This window comes from Hyphomonas sp. FCG-A18 (assembly GCF_045287255.1).
Classification (GTDB): domain Bacteria; phylum Pseudomonadota; class Alphaproteobacteria; order Caulobacterales; family Hyphomonadaceae; genus Henriciella.
The window spans coordinates 2,056,488-2,080,197 of record NZ_CP137142.1; the positions used below are offsets into that span (position 1 = coordinate 2,056,488).

At 55.3% G+C, this 23,710-nt stretch carries 24 protein-coding genes; 11 read left to right on the forward strand and 13 right to left on the reverse strand.

What is annotated here, in order from left to right:
- Nucleotides 1-16 precede the first annotated feature (16 nt).
- A complete protein-coding gene (locus RYZ27_RS10245) occupies nt 17-259 on the forward strand; it encodes a YdcH family protein (protein WP_406679409.1) in 243 nt (80 codons plus the stop codon).
- Here RYZ27_RS10245 and RYZ27_RS10250 read toward each other — a convergent pair.
- The 5 genes from RYZ27_RS10250 to RYZ27_RS10270 all read right to left on the reverse strand — a co-directional run bounded on the left by RYZ27_RS10250 (nt 256) and on the right by RYZ27_RS10270 (nt 6,347).
- Entirely contained in the window at nt 256-1,215 is a 960-nt protein-coding gene (locus RYZ27_RS10250) for a M28 family peptidase (RefSeq protein ID WP_406679410.1), read from the reverse strand. The genes RYZ27_RS10245 and RYZ27_RS10250 overlap by 4 nt on opposite strands.
- A 117-nt stretch (nt 1,216-1,332) precedes the next feature.
- The gene (locus RYZ27_RS10255; RefSeq protein ID WP_406679411.1) at nt 1,333-3,546 is read right to left on the reverse strand and encodes a M3 family metallopeptidase; all 2,214 of its coding nucleotides are present in this window, start codon (nt 3,544-3,546) and stop codon (nt 1,333-1,335) included.
- Between the two features lie 70 nt (nt 3,547-3,616).
- Complete coding sequence (locus tag RYZ27_RS10260; RefSeq protein WP_406679412.1) at nt 3,617-4,555, reverse strand: NAD(P)H-dependent flavin oxidoreductase; 939 nt, start codon at nt 4,553-4,555, stop codon at nt 3,617-3,619.
- A gap of 66 nt (nt 4,556-4,621) precedes the next feature.
- The gene (locus RYZ27_RS10265) at nt 4,622-6,223 is read right to left on the reverse strand and encodes a hypothetical protein (RefSeq protein ID WP_406679413.1); all 1,602 of its coding nucleotides are present in this window, start codon (nt 6,221-6,223) and stop codon (nt 4,622-4,624) included.
- Nucleotides 6,213-6,347: a hypothetical protein gene (locus RYZ27_RS10270; RefSeq protein WP_406679414.1), complete on the reverse strand. Its 135-nt coding sequence runs from the start codon at nt 6,345-6,347 to the stop codon at nt 6,213-6,215. Before RYZ27_RS10270 ends, RYZ27_RS10265 begins: the two co-directional genes overlap by 11 nt.
- Before the next feature lie 88 nt (nt 6,348-6,435).
- On the opposite strand from RYZ27_RS10270, the gene RYZ27_RS10275 reads away from it, so the two are divergent.
- From RYZ27_RS10275 to RYZ27_RS10285, 3 genes are read left to right on the forward strand one after another with little or no spacing between them, the layout of a single operon-like run.
- A complete protein-coding gene (locus RYZ27_RS10275) occupies nt 6,436-7,011 on the forward strand; it encodes a shikimate kinase (protein ID WP_406679415.1) in 576 nt (191 codons plus the stop codon).
- A complete protein-coding gene (aroB, locus tag RYZ27_RS10280) occupies nt 7,008-8,126 on the forward strand; it encodes a 3-dehydroquinate synthase (protein WP_406679416.1) in 1,119 nt (372 codons plus the stop codon). The genes RYZ27_RS10275 and aroB overlap by 4 nt, the downstream gene beginning before the upstream one ends.
- Nucleotides 8,126-9,394 carry an HlyC/CorC family transporter gene (locus RYZ27_RS10285; protein ID WP_406679417.1) on the forward strand — a complete coding sequence of 423 codons (1,269 nt, stop codon included), beginning with the start codon at nt 8,126-8,128 and terminating at the stop codon, nt 9,392-9,394. The genes aroB and RYZ27_RS10285 overlap by 1 nt, the downstream gene beginning before the upstream one ends.
- On the opposite strand, the gene RYZ27_RS10290 is transcribed toward RYZ27_RS10285, so the two are convergent.
- Together RYZ27_RS10290 and murI are read right to left on the reverse strand one after the other, a co-directional pair.
- Nucleotides 9,391-10,419: a substrate-binding domain-containing protein gene (locus RYZ27_RS10290; protein WP_406679418.1), complete on the reverse strand. Its 1,029-nt coding sequence runs from the start codon at nt 10,417-10,419 to the stop codon at nt 9,391-9,393. The genes RYZ27_RS10285 and RYZ27_RS10290 overlap by 4 nt on opposite strands.
- 110 nt (nt 10,420-10,529) lie before the next feature.
- Entirely contained in the window at nt 10,530-11,351 is an 822-nt protein-coding gene (murI, locus tag RYZ27_RS10295; protein WP_406679419.1) for a glutamate racemase, read from the reverse strand.
- Between the two features lie 114 nt (nt 11,352-11,465).
- On the opposite strand from murI, the gene RYZ27_RS10300 reads away from it, so the two are divergent.
- Nucleotides 11,466-12,125, forward strand: a complete 660-nt coding sequence (locus tag RYZ27_RS10300) for a hypothetical protein (RefSeq protein ID WP_406679420.1) — start codon at nt 11,466-11,468, stop codon at nt 12,123-12,125.
- 41 nt (nt 12,126-12,166) lie between these two features.
- Here the strand turns inward: RYZ27_RS10300 and RYZ27_RS10305 are convergent, their stop codons facing one another.
- Both RYZ27_RS10305 and RYZ27_RS10310 read right to left on the reverse strand, forming a co-directional pair.
- Nucleotides 12,167-12,463, reverse strand: coding sequence for a YciI family protein (locus RYZ27_RS10305; protein WP_406679421.1), 297 nt, complete (start codon nt 12,461-12,463; stop codon nt 12,167-12,169).
- Nucleotides 12,464-12,540: 77 nt separating this feature from the next.
- Nucleotides 12,541-13,641, reverse strand: coding sequence for a dipeptidase (locus tag RYZ27_RS10310; protein ID WP_406679422.1), 1,101 nt, complete (start codon nt 13,639-13,641; stop codon nt 12,541-12,543).
- A gap of 91 nt (nt 13,642-13,732) precedes the next feature.
- Here RYZ27_RS10310 and RYZ27_RS10315 point away from each other — a divergent pair, with 91 nt between their 5' ends.
- Entirely contained in the window at nt 13,733-14,218 is a 486-nt protein-coding gene (locus RYZ27_RS10315) for a MarR family winged helix-turn-helix transcriptional regulator (RefSeq protein WP_406679423.1), read from the forward strand.
- A gap of 5 nt (nt 14,219-14,223) precedes the next feature.
- Here the strand turns inward: RYZ27_RS10315 and RYZ27_RS10320 are convergent, their stop codons facing one another.
- The gene (locus RYZ27_RS10320; RefSeq protein WP_406679424.1) at nt 14,224-15,231 is read right to left on the reverse strand and encodes an NAD(P)H-dependent glycerol-3-phosphate dehydrogenase; all 1,008 of its coding nucleotides are present in this window, start codon (nt 15,229-15,231) and stop codon (nt 14,224-14,226) included.
- A gap of 83 nt (nt 15,232-15,314) precedes the next feature.
- Here RYZ27_RS10320 and RYZ27_RS10325 point away from each other — a divergent pair, with 83 nt between their 5' ends.
- A complete protein-coding gene (locus RYZ27_RS10325) occupies nt 15,315-15,932 on the forward strand; it encodes a TetR/AcrR family transcriptional regulator (RefSeq protein ID WP_406679425.1) in 618 nt (205 codons plus the stop codon).
- Nucleotides 15,933-16,222: 290 nt separating this feature from the next.
- On the opposite strand, the gene glmS is transcribed toward RYZ27_RS10325, so the two are convergent.
- Both glmS and RYZ27_RS10335 read right to left on the reverse strand, forming a co-directional pair.
- Complete coding sequence (glmS, locus tag RYZ27_RS10330) at nt 16,223-18,061, reverse strand: glutamine--fructose-6-phosphate transaminase (isomerizing) (RefSeq protein WP_406679426.1); 1,839 nt, start codon at nt 18,059-18,061, stop codon at nt 16,223-16,225.
- A 165-nt stretch (nt 18,062-18,226) separates the two neighbouring features.
- Nucleotides 18,227-18,778: a hypothetical protein gene (locus RYZ27_RS10335; RefSeq protein ID WP_406679427.1), complete on the reverse strand. Its 552-nt coding sequence runs from the start codon at nt 18,776-18,778 to the stop codon at nt 18,227-18,229.
- A gap of 140 nt (nt 18,779-18,918) precedes the next feature.
- On the opposite strand from RYZ27_RS10335, the gene glmM reads away from it, so the two are divergent.
- Nucleotides 18,919-20,265: a phosphoglucosamine mutase gene (glmM, locus tag RYZ27_RS10340; protein ID WP_406679428.1), complete on the forward strand. Its 1,347-nt coding sequence runs from the start codon at nt 18,919-18,921 to the stop codon at nt 20,263-20,265.
- Nucleotides 20,266-20,329: 64 nt separating this feature from the next.
- A complete protein-coding gene (locus RYZ27_RS10345) occupies nt 20,330-21,382 on the forward strand; it encodes an esterase-like activity of phytase family protein (protein WP_406679429.1) in 1,053 nt (350 codons plus the stop codon).
- Here RYZ27_RS10345 and RYZ27_RS10350 read toward each other — a convergent pair.
- Complete coding sequence (locus RYZ27_RS10350; RefSeq protein WP_406679430.1) at nt 21,379-21,984, reverse strand: TlpA family protein disulfide reductase; 606 nt, start codon at nt 21,982-21,984, stop codon at nt 21,379-21,381. The two genes, RYZ27_RS10345 and RYZ27_RS10350, sit on opposite strands and share 4 nt — an antisense overlap.
- A gap of 40 nt (nt 21,985-22,024) precedes the next feature.
- Between RYZ27_RS10350 and argH the strand changes: the two genes are divergently transcribed.
- On the forward strand, nt 22,025-23,431 hold the full coding sequence (argH, locus tag RYZ27_RS10355) for an argininosuccinate lyase (RefSeq protein WP_406679431.1): 1,407 nt from the start codon (nt 22,025-22,027) through the stop codon (nt 23,429-23,431).
- A 3-nt stretch (nt 23,432-23,434) separates the two neighbouring features.
- On the forward strand, nt 23,435-23,707 hold the full coding sequence (locus RYZ27_RS10360) for a lipoprotein (RefSeq protein ID WP_406679432.1): 273 nt from the start codon (nt 23,435-23,437) through the stop codon (nt 23,705-23,707).
- The last annotated feature ends 3 nt before the right edge of the window (nt 23,708-23,710 follow it).

Sequence of the window (23,710 nt, forward strand, 5' to 3'; positions counted from 1 at the left end):
ATATGGAGGACGCTAAATGTCAAATACCCCTCACGAACTGGCCGAGGAATTCCCGGACCTGACAGAGCAAATGCACGCGCTGAAAACCAGCGATGCCCACTTTGCCCGCCTCGCCGATGAGTATCACGAGATCAATCGCGAAATTCACCGGATCGAGACCAATGTCGAACCGGCCAGCCCGGTCCATGAATCCGAGCTGCGCAAGCAGCGTATGACGCTCAAGGACGAGATTTACAAAATGCTGACAGAGGCAGCCTAGTCCGCCTTCATGGCATAAAGATCAGGCAGGTTTTCCTCGGCTTTAATCGCAAGACGCAGTGCCGTTTCGACAGAGTCGAGGAACCAGTCCTGATCGATTTTATCAAAATCATCCCCCGGCTTGTGATAGTCGGGATGGTCTTCAACACCGAGATACAGATGCGGAATTCCAGCCCGGAAAAATACCGCATGGTCTGATAACAGCGTCCAATCAGCGCGCCCATCACCGCTATCAAACCCCATACTCAATGTCACAGGCGCAACGGTCGCAACCTCTTCAATCATTGGCTTTAGCGCTGGCCAATGCGACGCGCCAGACGCCCACAGGATGCCATTATCTCCGCGGGCAATCATGTCCAGGTTGAGATTAAAGGCCATAGCTGAAAGCGGTACGGGCGGCTCCGCGATGAAGGCACGTGCGCCGCCAAAGCCATCTTCCTCGGCATCAAACGCAACGAAGAGAACATCATGGGTTGGCTGATTACGGCTAAAATAATCCGCGATGGCCAGCATACCACTCACGCCTGACGCATTGTCATCCGCACCATTATAGATCTCACCCTCTCGGATGCCGAGATGATCGTAATGGGCGGTCACGACCATAACGAGACCTGTTCGCTGACTGCCCCGGATCACGCCCATCACGTTGATTCCTGGCTTATCCGGGACCGCATCCTCCCCTTCTGGCGTCCGGAAGGGCCCATAGGTAAAAGCATGTTCATACCGCCCAAGAACTGGCGTTAGCTCCAGCTTTTTCATACGCTCAACAATCAATGCCCGCGCCGCCGCATTCCCTTCAGTCCCGGCCCCGCGCCCCTCCAAGTCATCTGCGCTCAGGGCCTTGGTCAGCCCCACTGTCGCACCGTGATTAAAGCCCGGCGCATCAGAACCGCTCCCGCACGCTGTCAGGCCAAATACAACCACGCCGCATAGCGCGGCCCCAAGTCCCAAACGCATTATCTCATCTCCAGATCATTTCGCGCAGTTAAGCCAGATGACACCTGTTTGGCTACGCGTAAAAAAGCCCCTTCCGAAAACAGAAGGGGCTTTTTGAATTGTGCTCACTCGGAAGGCTTAGCCTTCAGATTCGCCGGTATCAAAGCCGCGAATGCGCAGCAGCGGCTCAATGGTCGGGTCAGAGCCACGGAAATTGCGGTAAAGCTCATCAGCCGGGCGCAAGCCGCCAGACTCATAGACCCATTTCTTCAGCTTTCCGGCCAGTTCCGGATCAAAGATGTCGCCTGCCTCACGGAAGGCTTCAAAACCGTCTGCATCGAGAATTTCTGACCAGAGATAAGCGTAATACCCTGACGAATAGCCAAGAGGACTAGAGAAGATATGGCTGAAATAGGTTGAGCGATAGCGTGGCTCAATTTCCGGGATCAGACCGTAGCTCTCAAGCGTAGCAACTTCGAACTCACGCGGATCCGTGATCGCCATCGTTTCCTCATAGCTCAGCGTATGCCAGGCAAGGTCAAGCAGAGACGCAGCGATAAACTCAGTAGTGCGGAACCCTTGGTTATGGTTCGCGGCTTCATTCATCTTCTCGATGAGCTCCATTGGAATTGGCTCGCCGGTTTCATAATGCAGGGCGTACTCGGCCAGCATTTCCGGAGCACCCGCCCAGTGCTCAAGGATTTGAGCCGGGAACTCGGTATAATCACGAGGACCATCAACACCGGAGAAGGTTGGATACTTCACCTGTGTGATCAGGCCGTGCAAACCGTGACCATATTCGTGGAACAGGGTTTCCACTTCAGCAAACCGCATCAGGGTTGGTTCCCCTTCCGGCGGTGTGATGAGGTTCATGTTATTCGTGATGATTGGACGCACTTCGTCGGCATCATCATAGTTGGACATTGGGCGATAGGTGCTCATCCAGGCACCGCCACGCTTGGAGTCGCGCGCGTACATGTCCATCATGAACAGGCCGAGATGTTCGCCGGTCTCATTATCCGTCACATCGAAGGATCGCACGACAGGGTTCCAGCCTTCAACCTCAACTTCCGTCATGGTGATGTCGAACAGACGCTCGGCCATGTCGAAGGCACCCTTTTTGACCGCATCCAGTTCGAAATACGGCTTAAGAGCATTGTCATCAAAGGCGTACTTTTCCTGACGAACCTTCTCGCTGTAATGCCACCAGTCATGACCTTCGAACGTGAATTCGTCGCCAATCATAGCCTGCATTTCGGCGCGCTCTTGCTTGGCCTGGGCCAAACCCGGCTGCCAGACACGGATGAGGAAATTCTCAACAGTCTCGGGCGTTCTCGCCATATTGTATTCAAGGACATACTCAGCATGGTTCTTATAGCCGAGCAGTTCAGCGCGCTTGGCCCGCAATTGCGCGACCTTCAGGCCAATCGCGCCATTGTCCAGTTCACCTGAATTGGCCCGCAGGCGATACCCGTCAAACATCTGCTTACGCAGGTCACGGTTCTCCGACTGTGTCATGAAGGTCTCATAGACAGAGCGATCAACCGTCAGTACCCACTTATCGCCATCCTTTAGCGCCGCTTTAAAACTATCTGACAGACCCGCAAGGTCTGCCTCATCAGTGACCTCAATCCGGAATGCCTTGGTCGCATTCAGAAGGTTCTGACCATACTGCGTGGTCAGAGCTGAAATCTCGGCGTTAATCTCGGTGACCTGCGCCTTGATCTCTGGCGACAGGTTCGCACCAGCGCGCTCAAACTGGCGATAGGTCAGCTCAAGAAGGCGGGCTTCCTGCTCGCCAAGCTCTGCAGAGGCTGAGGAGTCCTTGATCGCTTTTACACGGGCAAAAAGCGCCTCGTTAAAATTGATCGAGTCAGCGACTTTTGAATAAGCTGGCCAGATCTGCCCTTCAATCTCAGCAATCGCGTCGTCTTTTTCCGTTCCGGAAATGTTTGAGAAAGTCAGCAGGACCTGCGTCAGCTTCTCACCAGACTTCTCCATCGCAATGATGGTATTCTCAAAGGTCGGGGCCTCTTCACTTGAAGCGATGGCATCAATCTCAGCTTCCAGTTCAGCGACCGCTGCATTGAAAGCTGGCATATAATGCTCAGCCTTGATTTGCGAGAAGGGTGGCGCACCATAAGGGGTCTCCCAATCCTGCAAGAGCGGGTTCGCGGCCAGCTCAGCTTCGCTCATGCCGACTTCAGGTGTATCGGTTTCAACCGCAGCATCGGTCGCAGTTTCTGTGCTTGCGGTCTCATCACCGCTGCCCGGCGCGCGAACGCTGTCACAGGCTGTCAGTGTCAAGGCGAAGGCCGCAACACCACCGAGAAGGAAGGTTTTTACCGTCATTGGGGTTTCCTCTGCATGAATATGCCGAGGGTTTAACCAGATTTCAGCCGATTGGCCTAGGGGTATCGTGTTACAAGAGTACTCCGCTCAAACGCGCGACCGTTTCTTGGTACTGATCCATGGTCTCGTTGAGGATGTCCGCAACAGGGCGAACGCCTTTAATGCGTCCGGCCACCTGCCCCGTCAGGGCAATGCCGGCCTCCAGATTTCCACCGAAGTAAACGTCCTGAGTTCCGGCAAATTCGCCGAAAATATTCTCAACACCTTCTTTCTCAATCCGGGTTGTGCGCTCGGTCCGCAGCGCGCGCAAAGCTGGGCCCGGACCATCGCGATTCAGGAAGACAGTATCTGTCGCATCAGCCTCCACGATGGCATCTTTCCAGTTCTGGTGAACCGGGCTTTCGGCACTCGACAGGATACGCGTCCCCATCAAAACCCCTTCCGCCCCAAGCGCAAAAGCTGCTGCCATTGTCCCGCCATCCATGATGCCACCCGCCGCAACGACCGGAACATCAACGGCTTCGCAGACCTGCGGGATCAGCACCATTGAGGCGACATCTTTTGGGTTCTTGAAGCCGCCGCCTTCCCCGCCCTCAACGATCAGGCCATCAACGCCGGCTTCAATCGCCCGCAATGCGGCTTTGAGGCTCGGCACAACATGGAAGACTGTCAGGCCCGCTTCTTTCAGCATGCCTGTATACTTCATCGGGTCACCCGCAGACGTGGTCACGAATTTTACGCCCTGATCAATGATGAACTGAACAATATTAGGGTCGCGCACAAAAGCCTGTGCCACATTCACTCCGAATGGTTTGTCAGTGAGATCACGCATCTTGATGATCTCTTCGCGAATCGCATCCAGCTCGCCGGAGCTGGTTTCTATAATGCCCATCCCGCCCGCATTAGAGAAAGCAGAGGATAACTGGCTCCGTGCGATCCAGCCCATGGCGGCCTGAATGATCGGCTTTTCGATGCCGAGCATCTCTGTCACGCGGGTTTGAATGGCCATGCTCTATCCTCCAATGATCATTGAAAGCAGCACATAGCGTACTTGCCGCTTGGGCAAGACAAGCACTTACTCCACCCAGAGATTAGCTGCTTCAATCGCCAGGTCCTGAGCGATATCCTCTGCCCCGACACGCCGTAATGCTTGTATCAGTTCGGCAAGGTCCCTTGCAGCCAGTGTGCCCGGATCTCGATCCGTTGCTGATAGAACCAGAAGGACCGTTTCACCGACGGCCCCTGCCTGCGCCGCCGCCTCAAGCTCTGTCAGTTTGCCAGAAGATAACCGTCTACCACTATGACCATGCGTGCCAATCATAGCGCGCGCCTCAGGGCCTAAAGACAAACCAAATCCCTGCCAGAGCGTCAGCAAATGGGCTGCTTCGCTTTTCTGCTCGCCGTTCTCAGCAGCAGCGATCAATCGCGCCTGAACCGAGGCCTGAGAAGCACGGGAGTTATCGCCGCCAGAAATCAGATCAAGCGCTTCAAGTCGCGCAACCGCAAACGGATCCGGAGGCTGCAAGCCCTCAAACTCTGTGGCGCCTAACCAGGTTTGCACAAGTTCATGATCGCCAGCCGTCAACGCGGCCATAGCAAAAGTTAAAGCATACGGCGCTGTTTCCGGAATTCTTGGCAAAGCCCTTAACTCAGGCAGCAAAAGCTGAGAGGTGCTGGTTATCCGCGCAAGATCGCCGCTGGCAGCATTGCGCAGGGCCTGATCCAGCTGGCGCGCCTGTTCAGAAGGCAGGTTCAGAGGATCGCGGAAAGAGGCAATCACCGCCTGAATGGCATTGGCCGGGGTAAACTCAGCCTCATCCATACGCGCCATCAAAATGCGGCGCTGGTCCTCAACACTCAGCAAGCCAACCTCGGCGGCAATACTCGCAAAGCGTTCGGCAAGTTGTGGGGGTATACCGGGACGCTGGGCCGCGGCTGCGGCAAGATCAGGCCGTGAAGAACTGGTTGTGATCCGCGACTGATCAAGGTCAGCTTTGGCCGAAAGCGCAATATTCAATCCTGTATCAAACCGGGCATTCGGTGGGTTGGGCGTATCTCCGGAGGCTGCGAAGATCGCACTGATGAACCAGTCATCATCAAGCCCCTGCGCACTCGCCAGCTCCATGGCGAATTCCGCGCGCGCATAATTCTCTTCCAAAACTGCACACACAGCGCGCAGCTTCATCCAGTACATGCCATCTGGCATACGCGCAGCACTTTTGGTTGGCCGACAACCTGTCAGCTCATCACCCCGCGCCAGTGCCAGATCAATCGCCAACGCTTCAGCATCGATACCGCGCGCTTCGGTCTCCAGGCGTGGTACAAGCTCAGACGCCGCTTCGGCTTCCCCTAGAGCCAACATTAAACGGGCGCGCTCTGCAAGCAGCTCATCGGCCAGATCGCCAGTGGGTCTTCGGGTAGGCGAGAGAATCGCCCGGCGCAACAGCTTCCGCTCGGCTGGCGTAATCCGGGTCGTGTTTACCTGTTTCATCAGCGCGAGCAGGGTTTCATCGCTCGATCCCTGCCAAAGCCGCGTTGGAAACTCTGCCTCACTCGCTTCGAGATACCGCGCGCCCCAGGCCGTGATATCACTCATGCCTTCGCTCTCGACCTGCGCCTGCCCCATCAGAGGCAAAGCCAATAGCGCTGCGCATGTCAGAAGCGTCCTAGAAAACATGCTCAATCTCCATGCGCACTTCGCCATCTGCCGGGCGCTGTTTATCGAGTGAGTTCCCGAGCCACCAAAGCACCCCCAAAACCCCAATGATCAGAATTGCCAGAATGATCAGCCACTTGCGCATCGAGTCAGCCTTTCCCATTATCCTACCGAGCGGTGATTGCCCGATCCGGGTTGTTTGTATAGGACAAGTCGCTGATAAAGACACGACGATGCCCGAAGACCCATCAAGTATAAATAAATCTGACCACACTAAGGCAAGCTGGCAAGACAGGACGATTGCGCTTGTCGGCCTGATGGGCGCGGGAAAGTCGACCGTCGGTCGCCGGCTGGCAGAGGCGTTGGGCCGCCCTTTCTTTGATAGTGATGACGAGATTGAAAAAGCCGCCGGATTGTCTGTATCCGACATTTTCGCTCTGCACGGCGAAGCGGAGTTCCGGCGCGGCGAACAACGCGTACTTGAGCGGCTTCTGGATGGCCCGCCGCATATTCTGGCAACCGGCGGCGGGGCTTACCTCAATGCGGATACACGCGCCTTGATGCGAGAGAAGGCAATCACTGTCTGGCTGAATGCCGATCTTGAGACCTTATGGAAACGCGTTTCGAAGCGAACGCACCGCCCACTCCTCAAGCGCGCGAACCCCAAAGGTGTGTTGACGGACCTGTTGGAAGCGCGCCGCCCGATCTATGAGGAAGCCGACCTGATCGTCCCCAGTGTCGATGGCCCCCACAACATGACTGTTGATAAGATCATCGAGGCGCTAAAAGCATGGAAGCCCACAGCATGAGCCAGCCCATTACGGTCACTGTCGATCTTGGCAGCCGCGCCTATCCAATTCTGGTTGGTCACAACTTGCTCCCAACCCTGGGACAGCGCCTGATGGCGTATATTAAGCAGCCGCGCGCTTTCATCCTGACGGATGAAACCGTCGCGAAGCTACACTTGCGAGCGCTCGAAGAGAGCCTGAACACTGCGCAGATTACACCGCATGTGATGACGGTGCCCCCTGGCGAGAGTACTAAAAACTGGACCCAGCTTGGCGCCGTCCTCGACTGGCTACTTGGCGCTGGCGCTGGACGCGATGATATTCTGATCGCCTTTGGGGGCGGGGTTATCGGTGACCTTACAGGTTTGGCCGCATCTTTGATGAAGCGCGGCATGTCACTGGTACAGGTGCCCACGACCCTGCTCGCTCAGGTTGATAGTTCGGTTGGCGGAAAAACCGCAGTGAATGCGGCGCAAGGCAAGAATCTGATCGGGGCCTTCCATCAGCCCAAACTGGTCCTCGCAGACACAGCTCTGCTGAAAACACTGCCAGAGCGCGAACGCCTCGCCGGGTATGCTGAAGTGGTCAAATATGGCCTGATCGATGATCCGGACTTCTTTGATTGGCTGGAGAATCAGGGTCGCGCTGTTGTCGACCTAGAACCGGCTGCCATTGCAGAGGCGGTTGCCAAGTCCTGTCAGGCTAAAGCCCGCGTCGTCGCTCAGGATGAACGCGAAGGCGGCGTGCGTGCCCTGCTTAACCTTGGCCATACCTTTGGCCATGCGGTTGAGGCCCAGAACCAGTACCGATCCAGCGTCCTGCATGGCGAAGCTGTTGCGCTCGGCATGGTGCTCGCGCTGAACTATTCCGTTCGCATTGGCCTTACAGACAAGGCGCAGGCTGATCGGGCTGAAAAGCTGCTCGTCGCCGCGGGTATGACCACAAAACTCGCGGCCATGCCGGGCGGTCCCTATGATGCCCCAGGCCTGACCGAAGCGATGAAACAGGACAAGAAAGTTCGTGCAGGCCGTGTGCCGCTCATCCTTGCTCGTGGCATCGGCCAATCCTTTATTCACCCGAACGCGGACCTCTCCGATGTTCAATCTTTCCTTGCAGAGGAGCTTTCGAAAAGCTGATGATTATCGGCACTGCAATTACCATCCTGATCCTGATCGGGATGTCGGCCTTTTTCTCCGGATCCGAAACAGCACTTACCGCGGCCAGCCGGTCGCGCATGCACCAGCTTGAAAAAGAAGGTGATCCGCGCGCGGGCTTGGTCAACAAGCTGATTTCCAACCGCGAACGCCTGATTGGCGCGATCCTACTGGGCAATAACCTCGTCAATATTCTTGCCACTGCACTGGCATCGGCCTTGTTTATCGACCTGTTTGGCGACTCTGGTGTCGCCATGGCGACCGCTATGATGACCGTTCTCGTGCTGGTCTTTGCTGAGGTACTCCCCAAGACCTATGCGATTACCCGGCCAGACAATATGGCCCGCTCGGTCTCAACCCCGATCAGTTGGCTGGTGGCCAGCGCCAGCTGGATCGTCGTGGTTATCCAATCCATCGTGAACGCTACCCTGCGCCTTGTCGGCGTAAAACCGCCAGATGATGGCGTGACGGCAGAAGATGATATTCGCGGCACGATTGACCTGCACCATTCTGAAGAAGGTCTTGATGCCAAGAACCGGCATCGCCTCGTCGGCGCACTCGACCTTAAGGATATGACGGTCGAAGAGGTGATGATCCACCGCAAGAATATCTTCATGATCAATGCTGATCAGCCCGCCGAGATTATCATTCGTCAGGCCCTCTCCAGTCCGCATACACGCCTGCCGCTGTATCGTGGGGACCAGGAAGAAATTGTTGGCGTCCTGCACGTTAAAGACCTGCTGCGTGCCGTGATCGCCGAGGGCGGCAATGCTGCAAAAGTCGACATTATGGGCGTTTGCCGTGACCCATGGTTTATCCCGGAAACCACCCGCGCCGAAGACCAGCTTGACCTCTTCCTCAAGCAACGCAGCCACTTTGCCCTCGTCGTTGATGAGTATGGCGCCCTACAAGGCCTCGTGACGCTGGAAGATATTCTGGAAGAGATTGTCGGTGACATTCGCGATGAACATGATGTTGTGGTTCAGGGTGTGAAAAGCTTTGAGGATGGCGCTGTGGAAACCGATGGCTGGGTCACTATTCGTGATCTGAACCGGGCGACAGGCTGGGAGCTTCCCGACGAGGAAGCGGTTACCGTCGCAGGCCTCGTTATCCATGAGGCCCAAACCATCCCGGAGCCGGGACAGCGCTTTGCCTTTTACGGACACCGCTTTGATATTGTTCTGAAAAAACGCAATCAGATCACCCGCCTGAAGATCACCCCGATCGAGGATGACGGCAACGACCTTTAATCCAGTACAGGGTCGATAGCGATCAAATTCAGAGCCTCTTCTCGCTCGGCGACACGTTGCGCTTCTGGCAGCGGGATGAGGCCTTTTGACAGCAGATACCCCTCCATGCCCCAGGCATCCTCATGGGTGAACTCTGCCAGGTAAGCCCCTAATCCGGGGACCAGTGGCACATTCTGCTTCTTCACATAGAGGTACATACTCCGCGAGATACCATAATCCCCGCTGGCGATCCGGTTGAACTCGGGCGGAATGCCGCCAATGCGCGCACCCTGCAGCCGGTCAAGGTTCTGTTCCAGGAAGGAAAACCCCAATACCCCGATACTTGCTTCATCACCGAGTAGGGTCTGAACAATCGAGCTGTCATTCTCGCCACTATCAATCCATGCGCCATCATTGCGAATTGTATGCGCGCGGCGTTCAAACATATCCGGATCACTCACCTTTAGCGCAGCAAGTTCAGGCAGGGTTTCGGCGCCTTTCTCCATGGCAATCTCAACAAAGGCATCGCGGGTGCCCGACGTTGGCGGTGGACCGGAAACCCGGATCGGCAAGTCTGGCAAAGACGCATCAATCTCACGCCAACGCTCATAGGGGTTTTCAACCCAGCCACCTCGCCCATCTGGCAATTCTGCAGCAAGCGCCTGATAAATCTGCCCCTTTGTGAGATCGAGTTCCGGTGCGCCTTTCGCATTGGCCAGTACAATACCATCATAGCCAATCTTGATCTCAAGCAGATCGGTCACGCCTTGCTCGGCACATAAAGCAACCTCTGAAGCTTTGACCTTGCGCGACGCATTGGTGATCGACGGCTCATTTGGCCCCAGGCCATTGCAGAAAGCCTTGAAACCGCCGCCCGTCCCGGTGGTTTCAACAATCGGGGTTGGGTAGGGATATACCGCACCGAATTGTTCTGCGACGGCCGTTGCAAAAGGGGAAACCGTCGACGATCCGACAATGCGGATCTTAGTATCATCGCCCCCCGCAAATACTGGCGGGCTATCGGGTTGATCAGGAATCGACTTCAAATCAACCGCTGGCGAACACGCCGCGAGCCAAACACATGCAACTAAAGAACTGAAAAAAAGTCGTGCCATATCGTCCCCATATACGACATTTGTTACAGTCATATACGCCCTTATGTCACTGAACACAGTTGCGTATCGGAAAACCCAAATCGCCGACAGACTTCTATAAGACGTGGCTGCCCTTCAGGCGCGCTCGTTAGAAAAACCCGCCCCCCCTGCGCGCCAGGGGAGAGCGTCTGGACTGGCATCACCCGTAAAGTTTGACGAGCAATCGCCTCACCACTGTCCACGAAACTGACCGGGTGTGGCACCGTTGCCGCCAACTCGCCGCGAATAAGCGGAAAATGCGTACAAGCCAGCACGACCGTATCGATTTGATCCCCGCCATCGGCTTCAAACAAAGGCCGCTGAGCCTTGCGAAATGCTTCCAGCGCAACAGCCTGCCCGCTGGCTTGCTCTTCAGCGAGCTGCACCAGCTCAACCGAGCCATGCATGATGACTTTTGTCTTCTTGGCGAACTCGGCGATCAGCCGCGCTGTATAGGCGCGCCGAACGGTTCCTGGCGTCGCGAGGAGGCCAATCACGCCTGTCTCACTCTGCCCAGCCGCAGGTTTAATCGCTGGTACTGTTCCAACCACAGGAATATCCAGAACGTCACGCACTGCCTCGAGCGCCAACGTACTCGCAGTATTACAGGCAATCACGAACACATCTGGTCGAGCCTGCTCCACCAAAGCGCGGGCAACCGCTGGCAGACGCGCTGTCAAAGCCGCATCAGATTTGTCTCCATATGGAAAGAACCCACTATCAGCCGCATAATCGACCGCCAGACCAGGGGCCAGAGCCATAATTTCACGCGCAATGGTCAAACCGCCCATACCGCTGTCAAACACCAGCACCGAGCCCGTCGATGGATTGCCAGAATCACTCATGCCACCTGTCTAATCTGCGAATGTGTCAGTGGAAAGGAGCAGACAATCCGCAAGACCTTGCGCAGGGGAAACTTTTCGATTATGTTGCACTGCACAATAATAATGGAGACTGGCATGTCCGGCGAAAACCTCCCAGAAGATGATGCTCCGATCACCCCGGTTGAATACTGGATGGAAAGCGTTGCCGCATGGCGCGATTTCAGCCGTGATGCTGGCTCCCTGTGGATGGAGCGAATGAGCAAGCTTCATCCTATTACCCCCTCTGAAACAGACCCTGCCGAAGATACAGTCACAACTGATCTCCTGCGGATGATGTCAGACCTGAACCTGCGCCACTGGCAAAACATGGCCCGCCTGTTGTCTGGTATGCCAGCCTGGACACATGTGCCGAACACCACAACCGGTTCGGCACTTGTCGACTGGTTTGATCGTATGCAGCGCGGCAATATGGTGATGACCGCTGCGTTTGAGACCGTTGATCAAGGCACTAAGCCACCTACGGTTAAAGACGAAGAGCCAGTAAAGCGCCCACTTAGCTTGACTGCGCCAGAAGGGTCACCAGACGACCTGACCCGGATTAAAGGCATCGGCCCAAAGCTTTCAGCAAAGCTGAACGATCTCGGCATCTACCATTTCCGCCAGATCGCCCATTGGGACGAAGACGAAGCCGCCTGGATTGATGACTATCTCTCTTTCAAAGGCCGTGTAGGCCGTGAACAGTGGATCGCACAGGCGCAAAGCCTTGCCGCGAATGGCGCTGGCAGCCTGCATTAGCTGGATCTTTTCGAAGATGTTTAGAGCCAGGCTGGGATACCCTAGTCCGGCTTCTTGCCATCCCCGATCAGCCATTTGAACTCGGTCACTTCAACGCGATCAAACAAGCCGGCCTGAGCATATGGGTCATTCGCGGCCCACAGCTCAGCTTCAGAAAGCGTATCAAACGCAATGATAAAGGTTGATCCCGCCATCTCCCCCGCCGCATTAAGGATGGGTCCGGCGACCTGAATCTGATCCAGAGCGCCACGGGCATAGTCCAGATGCGCTTCACGGGTCGCCTGCCGTAAGGCCAGACTATCAGCTTTGTCGCGGGCATTGATCAAATATAGGGGCATGGGACTGGCTCCGTTGGGTTGTCTCTTCTCACCCGCCAGAAAGCACATGTCCCCCCTTCACAACACCCCTGAATGCCTCAGGTCCAAACCGCTTCAAACAAACGAGCAAAATTCTGACCCAGAATTTTGTCGACCTGTGCTGCGGTATAGCCTCGCTTCTGCAGCGCTTCCCCCAAAGCAACCATTTTATGCGGCCCATTCAACCCCTCAACATAAGGTGGCGGCCCTTCACCCGGCGCGGCAATCCCTTTCTCCTGCCTTTCTTTGGTGATTTTGGCCCAGAAGGCCAAACTCTCTGGACTGGTATCAAACCCGACAAACGGTGTGTCACTGCCAATCCCGACATGCTCAATTCCGCAAACATTCACCGCATGATCGATATGACGTAGAAACGCCTCCAGCGATTGCTGTTCCAGGTCAGGTGTCAGGTAACTCATCTCATACAAGCCAAAAACACCGCCTGTTTCTGCAACCGCCCTCAATAACGAATCGCTTTTATTTCGAGGGTGTTCATGCACACTCGCACATCCAGCGTGCGTGATGGCAAGGGGCCGGGTCGCGATTGCAAGAATATCCTGAGCTGTCTGTTCGTGCGCATGGCTAAGGTCGATCAAGACTTTGGCCTGCTCCATAATTGTGGTGGCTTCGCGTCCGCGTTCGGTGAGGCCCAGCGGTCCATTTACCGACATCACCCCAGCGCCTAGCTTATTCGTCTGATTGTATCCATGCTGCATGATCCGTACACCACGCTTTGCAAATTCAACAATGCGCGAGAGATCATCCTGAAACATTTTCGCGCTTTCAAACGAGTAGATGATGCCAATCCTGCCTGTGTCATAGGCCCGCTTGAGATCGGTAAAGCTTTGCACCTTCAAGAAGACATCCGGATTGATATTAAACACCTCATCCACAGCCTCGATATGGGCTATCGTCTCTTCATAAGACATCCCACTCCCACCAAGGGATTGCTTGAAAGCAGTCAGTCCTGTGGACTTGATCAGATCCAGGTCATCCGCAGATAGAGGCTCGCCAACTATCGGTGTCAGAACCATGTTCGCGTTGATAATGTACTGCCTGCGGTCCGTGCCACCATACGCCCCGCCCTCTTGGGATGCCGCAGCCCCGCCGATAACCACTGAGGCGCTCCCCGCGCCCAGAAACACTCTTCGGTTTATCATAAGCCAACCTCTTGCTATATATGTACCTGACTACGCAATATATGTAATCGGGTACATATATGTCATATTAATTCTTCAGAAGGAACGCTGCATGACCGGATTTGAAGACAAGACCGCAATCGGAAAACGTCTGCGACAGCTCTCTTCGATCATCGATAGTGATGCCAATCAGATCTATACTGATCACAATAAGGCGTTTGAACAGAAATGGTTTGGTGTGATCAATCAACTGATGCTGAACGGACAGATGAGTGTCAGTAGCCTGGCAAAAGCGCTCGGTGTTTCACATGTCTCGATCAGCAAGGTGCGGAAGTCCCTGGAAACCGCGAACCTTATTGAAGCTAGGCAAAACCCGGACGATGCCCGGCAGAAAGACTTGCAGCTAACATCAACAGGTGAAGCATTAGCACGCGAACTCTACCCTCTATGGCAGGCCTTTGAGGCAGCATCTGAGGAATTAAATGAAGAGGCGGGCAACATCATCGCGGCCCTCACCGGGTTACAGGAAGCGCTTAATCGAAAGAGCCTCTATGACCGTGTTGAACAACACCTGAAAGCTCAATCGAAAAGCAAGTAGCAGCCCTACTCTCCACGGAAGGGACGGGCGAGCAGAGCACTCATGGCGTCCTGAACGCTCGCATCGCCTGACAGAATATCATTTACGGCGCTACAGATTGGCATATCGATGCCCGCGCGCGCAGCGACCTGAACCATTGCTGGTGCGGTTGCAACACCCTCGGTCACGGCGCGGCGTTCCGCCAGAATCGCTCCGGCACTGCGCCCTTCCCCCAAGGCCTTGCCAAAACTCATATTGCGCGACTGCGTTGAGGAACAGGTCAGCACCAGATCGCCAAGGCCACATAACCCCGCCAGCGTTTCAGCGCGTCCACCCAAGGCCACGCCAAGACGCGTCATCTCGGCAAAGCCCCGCGCGATCAAAGCGGCATGCGCGGATTTGCCAAGCTGCAAGCCTTCAACAATGCCACAAGCAATCGCGAGAACATTCTTCACAGCGCCGCCAACCTCCGCGCCAATCAGATCATTCGACCAATAGGGTCGGAAGCTTGGCTGACCGATCATCTTCATAAGCCGCTGCCCAAGTGCCTCATCTTCGCAGGCCAGTGTTACGGCTGTCGGCAAAGCCCGCGCGACATCGGCTGCAAAACTTGGCCCTGACAAGACCGCCGGTACGGCGTGGGGAATTGTTTCGCGCAGCACATCGGTTTGAAGAGACAGCGTGTCCCGCTCGATGCCCTTTGCGCACAAAAGGATCGGTGTACCCTCGGCAATATGTGGGGCCAGTTGTTGAAATGTGGTTCGGGCAAATTGGGCCGGAACAACCGCAAGAATAGCATCACATCCCGCAAGGGTCGCCAGTTCCGTAGAGCTCTCGATCGCTGGCAGTTTTAAACCAGGCAGATAAAGCGGGTTCCCGCGCCCTTCGGACATCGCCTCGGCCACTTCCGGTTCAAGCGCCCACAGCCGGACCGTATTGCCTCCGGCCTGACCGCTGACAGCCAGAGCTGTCCCCCAGGCACCCCCGCCAAGGACCCCGAGTGTACCCTTTGTCGCCTCTGATACTTGTGTCATCTACGCCACGCTCTCTGCAATCTCACGATCTTGTAACTGAACAATTCGTTGATCATTCACGAATTTCCCTTATGTGGGACCTTATGAACGACAAAACCGATACCCGCCAGCAGATTCTTGACGCCGCTATGGAGCGCATAAAGCACTATGGCTATGGCAAGACGACGATGGCTGAAATTGCCCGCGACTGCTGTATGTCAGCTGGAAACATCTATCGATTCTTCGCTTCGAAGATCGACATTGCCGAGGCAATGGCGCGCAAGCTGAATATGGAGATCAATGCCGCGAATGCTGCACTGGCCCGCGGTAAGGGTAATGCACTGGAGAAAATGCGTAATTTTCACCATAGCGCTTTGAAAACGACGTTTGAGAAGCTCGACAAGGATGCAAAAATTCTCGAAGTCGCCGAAGTTCTGGCGAATGAGCGGCCAACTTTTGCCAATGAGGAATTGGCACAAGAGCGTGTTTATCTGGTGCAAATCCTGGAGCAAGGCATCTCGGAAGGCATCTTCGCACCGATGAAGAACCCTCACTTCATCGCGGAAATGATGCAGTCAGCGACCATGAAATTCCGCTATCCACAGCTCTGGTCTCGCCTGACTTTACCGCAGCTTGAGCGTGAATTGGACGGGGTGATGGACATTATTCTGGCGGGCCTTACCGTCCCGATCCAGATACACGAAAGCGTGAACGCTGAATAATTTTCAAATTATTCATTGATTTCTTTGCAAGGCGATGCTATATCCTCCTTACGGACGGGGAATACCCCGCCGCAAAGCAAAGAAAGATAAAATCATGCGCGTCTCCTCCCACACTGAAACCCGTCAGGGCCTGATCGCTTTTGCTCTTGCCCTTCCGCTCGCTGTAGCCATCGTTGCTACGACCTTGCTCACGGCAGGCTCTATCGTTTAAGCGTGTTTCCTCCCTCCCACAGAAAACGCCCGCGACCTGAAAACAGGCGCGGGCGTTTTAGGTTATAGGCGAAGGGGTTTTACTCGACCGTCACAGACTTTGCGAGATTACGCGGCTGATCGACATCTGTGCCTTTCTCAACCGCCACATGATAAGCAAGCATTTGCACCGGCAAGCTGTACAAGATCGGCGCAATAAAGGGGTCGCAGTCCGGCATCTCAACGCGGTGCGCTGGCGCATCCCCAGCTGCACGCAAACCAGCCGCATCGGAGAAGAGCAGAACTTCCCCGCGACGCGCGGCAACCTCTTGCAGGTTCGATAGCGATTTATCGAATAATCCATCAAAGGGCGCGACGAAGACAACAGGGGTCTCTTCGTCAATCAAGGCAATGGGACCGTGTTTCAGCTCCCCAGAAGCATAGCCTTCAGCGTGAATGTAGCTAATTTCCTTGAGCTTCAGAGCCCCCTCAAGCGCAATCGGGTAATGAACACCGCGCCCCAGATAAATCACATCCCGCGCTTTCGCCATATTGCGCGCAAGACCGGCAATCTTTTTATCCAAGGAAAATGTTTCAGAGATTTTGCGCGGGAGTTCCGTCAACGCCTTTGTTAGTCGTATTTCGGCATCGCGTGAAAGTGTGCCCCTTGCCCGACCAGCAGCAACGGCTACTGAAGCCAAAGCACACAATTGCGCGGTAAAGGCCTTGGTCGAAGCCACACCAATTTCAGGCCCGGCTAAGGTTGGCAGAACCAAATCCACCTCTCGCGCAATTGTCGAGGTTGGCACATTCACAACTGCAGCTGTCTTCAGACCCGCTTCTTTGCAATAGCGCAGCGCGGCGAGCGTATCGGCAGTTTCCCCAGACTGACTGACGAACAGCGCAAGGCCACCCGTCTTTGGCAAGGCCGGCTGGCGATAGCGAAACTCCGAAGCAATATCGGTTTTAACCGGCAATCCGGCTAGTTGCTCAAACCAGTATTCTGCAACGCAAGTTGCATAATAGGCCGTCCCACACGCCACCATATGCAGGTGCGTAATCTCAGCCCAATCTATCGCGTCACCATTATCACCCGGTAGCTCAATCGCCTGATCGAGCGCATTGACATAAGCACCAATCGTGCGGGCTGCGCTGTCCGGCTGCTCGAAGATTTCCTTCTGCATGAAGTGGCGATAATTGCCCTTCTCAACTGTCGCACCTGCGCCTTGGACGATAGAGACAGGCCGGGTCACAGCCTCCCCTTTTTCCGTAAAAACCTCATAGCTTTCACGGGTCAGGACACACCAGTCGCCTTCTTCGAGATAAACAACCCGGTTCGTAAACGGCGCAACCGCAAGTGCGTCAGAGCCAAGGAACATCTCCCCATCGCCAACGCCGATAACCAAAGGCGAGCCTTTACGCGCGCCAATCATCAAATCCTGTTCGCCTTTGAATAGTATTCCCAGAGCAAATGCGCCTTCCAGACGTTTCAGAGCGGTCTGCACCGCCGCCTTAGGTGACTGGCCCTCTGCAAGTTGTGCGGCAATCAGATGCGCAACGGTTTCAGTGTCTGTTTCAGTTTCAAAACTGTGCCCCTTGCCCTCAAGCTCCCCGCGTAGGGTCCGAAAATTCTCGATAATTCCGTTATGAACCAGTGCGACGGGTCCAGAGACATGCGGGTGCGCATTGGTTGTCGTCGGCGCGCCATGGGTTGCCCAGCGCGTATGGCCAATGCCTGTTGTCCCGGTCAGGGGTTCAGCCGCCAGAAGCTCTTCCAGATTCTTGAGTTTACCCGCAGCGCGGCGGCGATCCAAATCGCCATTATTCAGCGTTGCAATACCAGCGCTATCATATCCCCGGTACTCAAGACGGCGAAGCGCCTCAACCACACGAGGAGCCGCTGGTTCAGCCTGACCTAGAATGCCAATAATACCGCACATATACTCGCGTCTCCACTTCCGAGATGTTCAGAGAAAGCCTGCCTACTAAACAGATAGAGGTTTCGTCATTGCAAAGACTATTGCGGAATGTGACGAGGATGAGGACCAGATATGAAAACGGCGCGGCCATTCTCTGACCGCGCCGCCTCAAGACTTTAAGTTGGCTTAACGCGCGGGGACGCTAAGCGCTTTCTGCACTGGGGCTGTCATGCAGCAACGCACATTCATTTCGAGCACTTTGCTATTGAAACGGCATTGCTCGCTATTGACTTCGCGCAGGAAAGACAGGCCGCCAGCACGCGTTGTATAGCGTGTCTGTGTGCAGCCCATGACCGTATAACCTGGCTCACATGTGCCAATATCAGACTTCTGAATCACATTGGTTTTACAAATCAGGTCTTCTTCTTTCAGCATGGCTGTCTGGCCAAGGCGAAGTGCGCGATTGGCGGTATCCTGCGCGCTATCGGCTGATGCCTGAGCGCTTTGTGCAGCAGCCATGGCATCATCAGCCATCTGTCTGGCTTTGCTCAGGCTCATATTGGTATCTGCGAGGGCTGTTGACTGCCCATCAATTTCAACTTTCAGCTGGCAAACAGCTTCATCCGCTTTGTCCGGGTTGGCACAGTATTCGCCAACCGTCATGCCGTCTGGCAAACCGGCACAGGCACCAAGGATTAAGGCGAACGCGCCGCCCGTTATCAGAGTTCTTAAACGCATACTGCGCTCCTTCCACTTCCCCAATCACATAAGCGTAGCAAGCCCTATGCCATTCAAACAACATAATCCACCCTTGGAATTGCCCTGCAAACTATGGCATTGCGCCTGCATAGTTTGATAAATTCGCCGTGGAGGCCTCTATGACACGCAAATATTTCGGCACTGATGGCATCCGTGGCACCGCCAATACCCCGCCCATGACGCCCGAAATCGCGATGCGATTGGGGATGGCTGCTGGCAAGTATTTCAGAACCACCAGTCCCCGCCGCCATAGTGTCGTGATCGGCAAGGATACCCGTCTATCAGGCTATATGATTGAGCCTGCTCTGGTGGCTGGCTTTACCTCAGTTGGCATGGATGTAACCCTTTTTGGCCCCCTGCCGACCCCCGGTGTCGCAATGATGACACGCTCCCTGCGGGCGGACCTCGGTGTCATGATCTCTGCCAGCCATAACAATTTTAAAGACAATGGAATCAAGCTGTTCGGGCCGGATGGCTATAAACTCTCTGATGAGATCGAGCTGGAAATCGAAGCTCGCATGGACCGCGCGCTGGATGACAAGCTCGCCGCGCCAGAAGACCTTGGCCGCGCGAAACGCATTGATGATGCGCAGGCACGCTATGTTGAAATCGTCAAGGCCAGCTTTCCCAAGCGTATGCGTCTTGCCGGTCTTCGCGTCTGCGTCGATTGCGCGAATGGCGCAGCGTACAAAGTCGCCCCTGCAGCGCTGTATGAGTTAGGCGCAGAAGTCTTCAAGATCGGGGTCGAGCCAAACGGCTTTAACATCAATCAGGAAGTCGGCTCTACAGACACTGATGCCCTGAAAGAAGCCGTCAAAACCTATCGCGCGGATATTGGTATCGCGCTTGATGGCGATGCTGATCGCTGCATCATCATTGATGAGAATGGCCATGAAGTCGACGGGGATCAGCTTATCGGCCTGATCGCTGGCCACTGGAAAAAATCCGGCCTGCTCAGCACAGATGGCGTTGTCACGACAGTCATGTCCAATCTCGGCCTTGAGAAGCATCTTGAAAGCCTCGGCATCAGCCTTGAACGCACAAAAGTCGGTGATCGTTATGTCGTCGAACGGATGCGCAGTGGCGGTTTCAATCTCGGCGGCGAACAGTCTGGCCATATCGTGATGTCAGACTATTCCACCACGGGTGACGGTTTGATGGCAGCATTGCAAGTTCTGGCCGTCATGGTGGAGACAGGAAAACCCCTGTCTGATTTGGCGCATGTCTTCGACAAGGTTCCGCAGAAGCTCGTTAATGTGCGCTACAAGAACAAAGATCCGCTTGAAACGCAAAGCGTGAAGACCGCCATCACAGACGCGGAAACCCGCCTCGGCAAATCAGGCCGTCTCGTTATTCGCAAGTCTGGTACAGAACCACTCGTCCGCGTCATGGCTGAGGCTGAAGATGCCAAGCTGATGGATGAAGTGGTCGAAAGCGTCGCGGACGCGGTTCGCACAGCCAGCTAGACCTGTCATCAACCTGCCACGGTTTGCAGGCTATAGACGGCAGACAGACGAATCGGAGACGGATATGCGGATTGCGCTCATTTGCTTAGGGCTTGGCTTAACTGCCTGCGCAGCACCAGAGGCAAAAGACGTCCAAACGTCTCAAGCAGCTGAAACTCAGATCGAAGCAACCGCTCCATGGCGTTTTGAAACCGCAGCGCCAGCATTAAGAGCAGCCTCTTGCCCGAAAGGCACCGCTTTCGAGCGGGCACAATCGCTGTCTATCACCGCCACTGAAATTGATCGTGGGCCGATCGAAGCGCAGGCTGAGGCCCTTAACGGAATGAGCTTCGCCGGGGCTTGGCACCTCACAGCCGATGACCCGAACTTTGGTGGCCTGTCAGGCCTTGATACGCTGCGCAGTGGCTCACTTCTTGCCATTAGTGATGCAGGCGCATGGGTCTGGATCGGCATAGATCCTGAAACCGGCACCCCTGATGGCATAGGCTCTATCGGTTACATGAAAGGCGCTGACGGCAGCTATCTCTCTGGGAAACGTAAGGGCGATGCTGAGGGGCTTGCGTTCAAGGATGGCCTCGCTCTGGTCAGCTTCGAACGCAACCACCGCATCAAAGCATTTGACCTTGAAGGCTGCGGGGTTGGTGCCCTCGCCGCAAAGGTCGCAGACCTGAATGTCAAAATAGAGGGTCAAAGTGTTCCGGATAATCGCGGCGCAGAAGCGCTGAGCCTTGGTAGTGAGCTCCATGTTGGTTTTGAAATGAAGACCAATAAGGGATCACCAAATGCGTTACTGCTGGAAACCGGTGAGCTGAGTGACTTTATGTTTGTCGATCCGGGCGAATTATACGCGCTAACCGGAGCGGACTTCACAGAATGGGGCTATGCTGACCTTTACCGCGCTTACGATCCCGTCCGCGGGAACCGCACCAAAGTCAAAGTGCACAAGAGTGGCGATCTCATGGCAAGCGCAACGCTCAAGCCGCCCCTGCCTGTCGACAATTTTGAAGGCATCGCCTTTGGCCAATCTCCCGAGGGGAAAACGAGGCTCTGGCTGATTTCAGATAACAACTTCAACGAGAAACAACGCACGCTCTTGTTCGCCTTTGACCTGGATTAGGGCTGCATCCCCAAAATCGCGTCAATCAAACCAATCGCTTCATAGCTGGCCCAATCTGCTTCACCAGCCAGCAAAGCAAGCTTTGTCCCGCTCGCATCATAAATGACGGTTGTCGGGAAACCGCGCCGCGCGCCGCTATCATAGACAACATCCCAGGCTTCTGGCGGTGCGTGATAGAAGTCGAGTACCCCTTCCCCGCCAAGCTCAGCCAGACGCCGTATCGCATAGTCGCGATCCTCCTGGCTATCGACACTGATCGCAACCACTTTGAACCTGTCGCTGCCACGTGCTGTTTGCAGGGCCGCCAAAGACGGCATTTCCCGCTCACATGGCCCGCACCACGTCGCCCAGAAGTTTACCAGAATAACCTGTCCCTCAAAGTCTTGCAGGGTCACAGTCTCACCATTCACATCCGTAAAAGGAGCGTCGGGTGCGAGGTCGCCGCGCTCACTTGTATCGAGCTTGACCAGTGTCCCCTTGGCAAATTTAGCAATTGGGTCGCGGTTGCCCCCCTCTTGCGATCCGCTAAACACAACGTAGAGCAATCCGAGAAGAAGTCCGACAACCATAGTCGGAATGGCGTAACGTAACAGGCGGTCCATATCGGGCGCGTCCTTTAAGCAAAGACAGGTTTGAGCGCATATGGCGAATGAGACTCAAAAAGGCCAGCAAATGTGGGGCGGACGCTTCGCCGCACAGCCCTCCGATATCATGCAATCGATCAATGCTTCGATCGATGTCGATAAGCGTATGGTTCGCGAAGATATTGCCGGCAGCCGCGCCCACGCTGATATGCTGGCCGAGCAAGAGATCATTACCGCTGAAGATAATGAAGCCATTCAGGGCGGTCTCGATCAAATCGTCTCTGAAGTGCAGGCAGGCACTTTCCCCTATCGGGTCGAGCTTGAAGACATTCATATGAATGTTGAGGCACGCTTGAAAGAAATTGTCGGCGAGCCTGCCGGCCGCCTGCACACCGCGCGCTCACGCAATGATCAGGTGGTGACCGATTTTCGCCTGTGGACGCGCGGCGCACTGACTGAGGCCAGCCGTGGCCTGAAACAGCTTCAAACCGCGCTCGTCTCAAGAGCAGGCGCCGAAACCGAAACTGTGATGCCGGGCTTCACGCATCTGCAAACCGCCCAACCCGTCACACTTGGCCATCATCTGCTCGCCTATGTCGAGATGTTTGAGCGGGATCGCTCGCGGCTTGCCGATTGCGCTGCTCGTCTCAATGAGAGCCCCTTGGGCGCCGCGGCCCTTGCTGGAACAGGTTTTGCGATTGACCGCGAAATGACGGCTGAAGCCCTCGGCTTCGACCGCCCGATGGCCAACTCCCTTGATGCTGTTTCCGCCCGTGATTTTGCGCTCGAAGCGATGAGTGCCCTGGCCATCGCCGCAACCCATCTCTCTCGCCTTGCCGAAGAGATCGTTCTCTGGACGAGCGCACAATTTGCCTTTGCCAGCCTGTCAGATGCCTGGTCGACGGGTTCTTCCATCATGCCACAGAAGCGTAATCCCGATGCCGCCGAACTAATTCGCGCCAAAGCCAGCCTGATCGCTGGACAGTTCGCCTCACTGCAAGGCGCAGTCAAAGCCCTGCCGCTTGCCTATGCCAAGGATTTGCAGGACGACAAAACCCTGACCTTTACCGCTTTCGATACGTTTGGCCTGTGCACAGCGGCTATGTCCGGCATGATCGAAACCATGACGTTCAAGCCAGAGAATATGCGCGCAGCCGCCGCCAAAGGCTTCTCTACTGCAACAGATCTCGCCGACTGGCTGGTACGCGAACTGAAAATGCCATTCCGCGATGCCCACCATGTAACAGGCAGCCTCGTCGCCCTGGCCGAACAGAACAATATAGATCTACCAGAACTCAGCCTGGAACAAATGCAAAAGGTGGAACCCCGCCTTACGAATGACGTTTTTTCGGTTCTGACTGTTGAAGCTTCCGTCGCCTCACGGCAAAGCTATGGTGGAACCTCGCCTGTCCGTGTCCGCGAACAGGTCGAGCAATGGATACAACGGTTAGGAATGGAGTCTTAAGATATGAAGACAGTGATCAAGACAGCCATCGCTTTTTCAGCTTTCACCGCTCTTGCTGGCTGTGGCCTGCGTGGGGGGCTGGAACGTCCACCGCCAATCCTTTCTGATCCGCCAACTGAGGAAGCCCTTGTGCCTGTTGATGCTCCAGCCCGGATAGCTGAGCTAAACTTTGAGCAAGGACGGACCTATTACAACTCGCTCGGCGGGGAAATTCCCAAACCCGCTCCCGATATTGATGTCGAAGAAGAAGGCATGACGGAGGTCAGCCCCGGCTGATAG

Bases quoted from the DNA above. Each gene is read 5' to 3' on its own strand.
- RYZ27_RS10315 (WP_406679423.1), top strand. From the start codon at position 13,733: ATGACCGGATTTGAAGACAAGACCGCAATCGGAAAACGTCTGCGACAG.
- RYZ27_RS10360 (WP_406679432.1), top strand. From the start codon at position 23,435: ATGAAGACAGTGATCAAGACAGCCATCGCTTTTTCAGCTTTCACCGCT.
- murI (WP_406679419.1), bottom strand. From the start codon at position 11,351: ATGAGTGATTCTGGCAATCCATCGACGGGCTCGGTGCTGGTGTTTGAC.
- RYZ27_RS10305 (WP_406679421.1), bottom strand. From the start codon at position 12,463: ATGCCCCTATATTTGATCAATGCCCGCGACAAAGCTGATAGTCTGGCC.
- glmS (WP_406679426.1), bottom strand. From the start codon at position 18,061: ATGTGCGGTATTATTGGCATTCTAGGTCAGGCTGAACCAGCGGCTCCT.
- aroB (WP_406679416.1), top strand. From the start codon at position 7,008: ATGAGCCAGCCCATTACGGTCACTGTCGATCTTGGCAGCCGCGCCTAT.
- RYZ27_RS10275 (WP_406679415.1), top strand. From the start codon at position 6,436: ATGCCCGAAGACCCATCAAGTATAAATAAATCTGACCACACTAAGGCA.
- RYZ27_RS10350 (WP_406679430.1), bottom strand. From the start codon at position 21,984: ATGGACCGCCTGTTACGTTACGCCATTCCGACTATGGTTGTCGGACTT.
- RYZ27_RS10325 (WP_406679425.1), top strand. From the start codon at position 15,315: ATGAACGACAAAACCGATACCCGCCAGCAGATTCTTGACGCCGCTATG.
- RYZ27_RS10265 (WP_406679413.1), bottom strand. From the start codon at position 6,223: ATGTTTTCTAGGACGCTTCTGACATGCGCAGCGCTATTGGCTTTGCCT.
- RYZ27_RS10270 (WP_406679414.1), bottom strand. From the start codon at position 6,347: ATGCGCAAGTGGCTGATCATTCTGGCAATTCTGATCATTGGGGTTTTG.
- RYZ27_RS10300 (WP_406679420.1), top strand. From the start codon at position 11,466: ATGTCCGGCGAAAACCTCCCAGAAGATGATGCTCCGATCACCCCGGTT.
- RYZ27_RS10260 (WP_406679412.1), bottom strand. From the start codon at position 4,555: ATGGCCATTCAAACCCGCGTGACAGAGATGCTCGGCATCGAAAAGCCG.
- RYZ27_RS10255 (WP_406679411.1), bottom strand. From the start codon at position 3,546: ATGACGGTAAAAACCTTCCTTCTCGGTGGTGTTGCGGCCTTCGCCTTG.
- RYZ27_RS10345 (WP_406679429.1), top strand. From the start codon at position 20,330: ATGCGGATTGCGCTCATTTGCTTAGGGCTTGGCTTAACTGCCTGCGCA.
- RYZ27_RS10320 (WP_406679424.1), bottom strand. From the start codon at position 15,231: ATGACACAAGTATCAGAGGCGACAAAGGGTACACTCGGGGTCCTTGGC.
- RYZ27_RS10335 (WP_406679427.1), bottom strand. From the start codon at position 18,778: ATGCGTTTAAGAACTCTGATAACGGGCGGCGCGTTCGCCTTAATCCTT.
- glmM (WP_406679428.1), top strand. From the start codon at position 18,919: ATGACACGCAAATATTTCGGCACTGATGGCATCCGTGGCACCGCCAAT.
- RYZ27_RS10250 (WP_406679410.1), bottom strand. From the start codon at position 1,215: ATGCGTTTGGGACTTGGGGCCGCGCTATGCGGCGTGGTTGTATTTGGC.
- RYZ27_RS10285 (WP_406679417.1), top strand. From the start codon at position 8,126: ATGATTATCGGCACTGCAATTACCATCCTGATCCTGATCGGGATGTCG.
- argH (WP_406679431.1), top strand. From the start codon at position 22,025: ATGGCGAATGAGACTCAAAAAGGCCAGCAAATGTGGGGCGGACGCTTC.
- RYZ27_RS10310 (WP_406679422.1), bottom strand. From the start codon at position 13,641: ATGATAAACCGAAGAGTGTTTCTGGGCGCGGGGAGCGCCTCAGTGGTT.
- RYZ27_RS10245 (WP_406679409.1), top strand. From the start codon at position 17: ATGTCAAATACCCCTCACGAACTGGCCGAGGAATTCCCGGACCTGACA.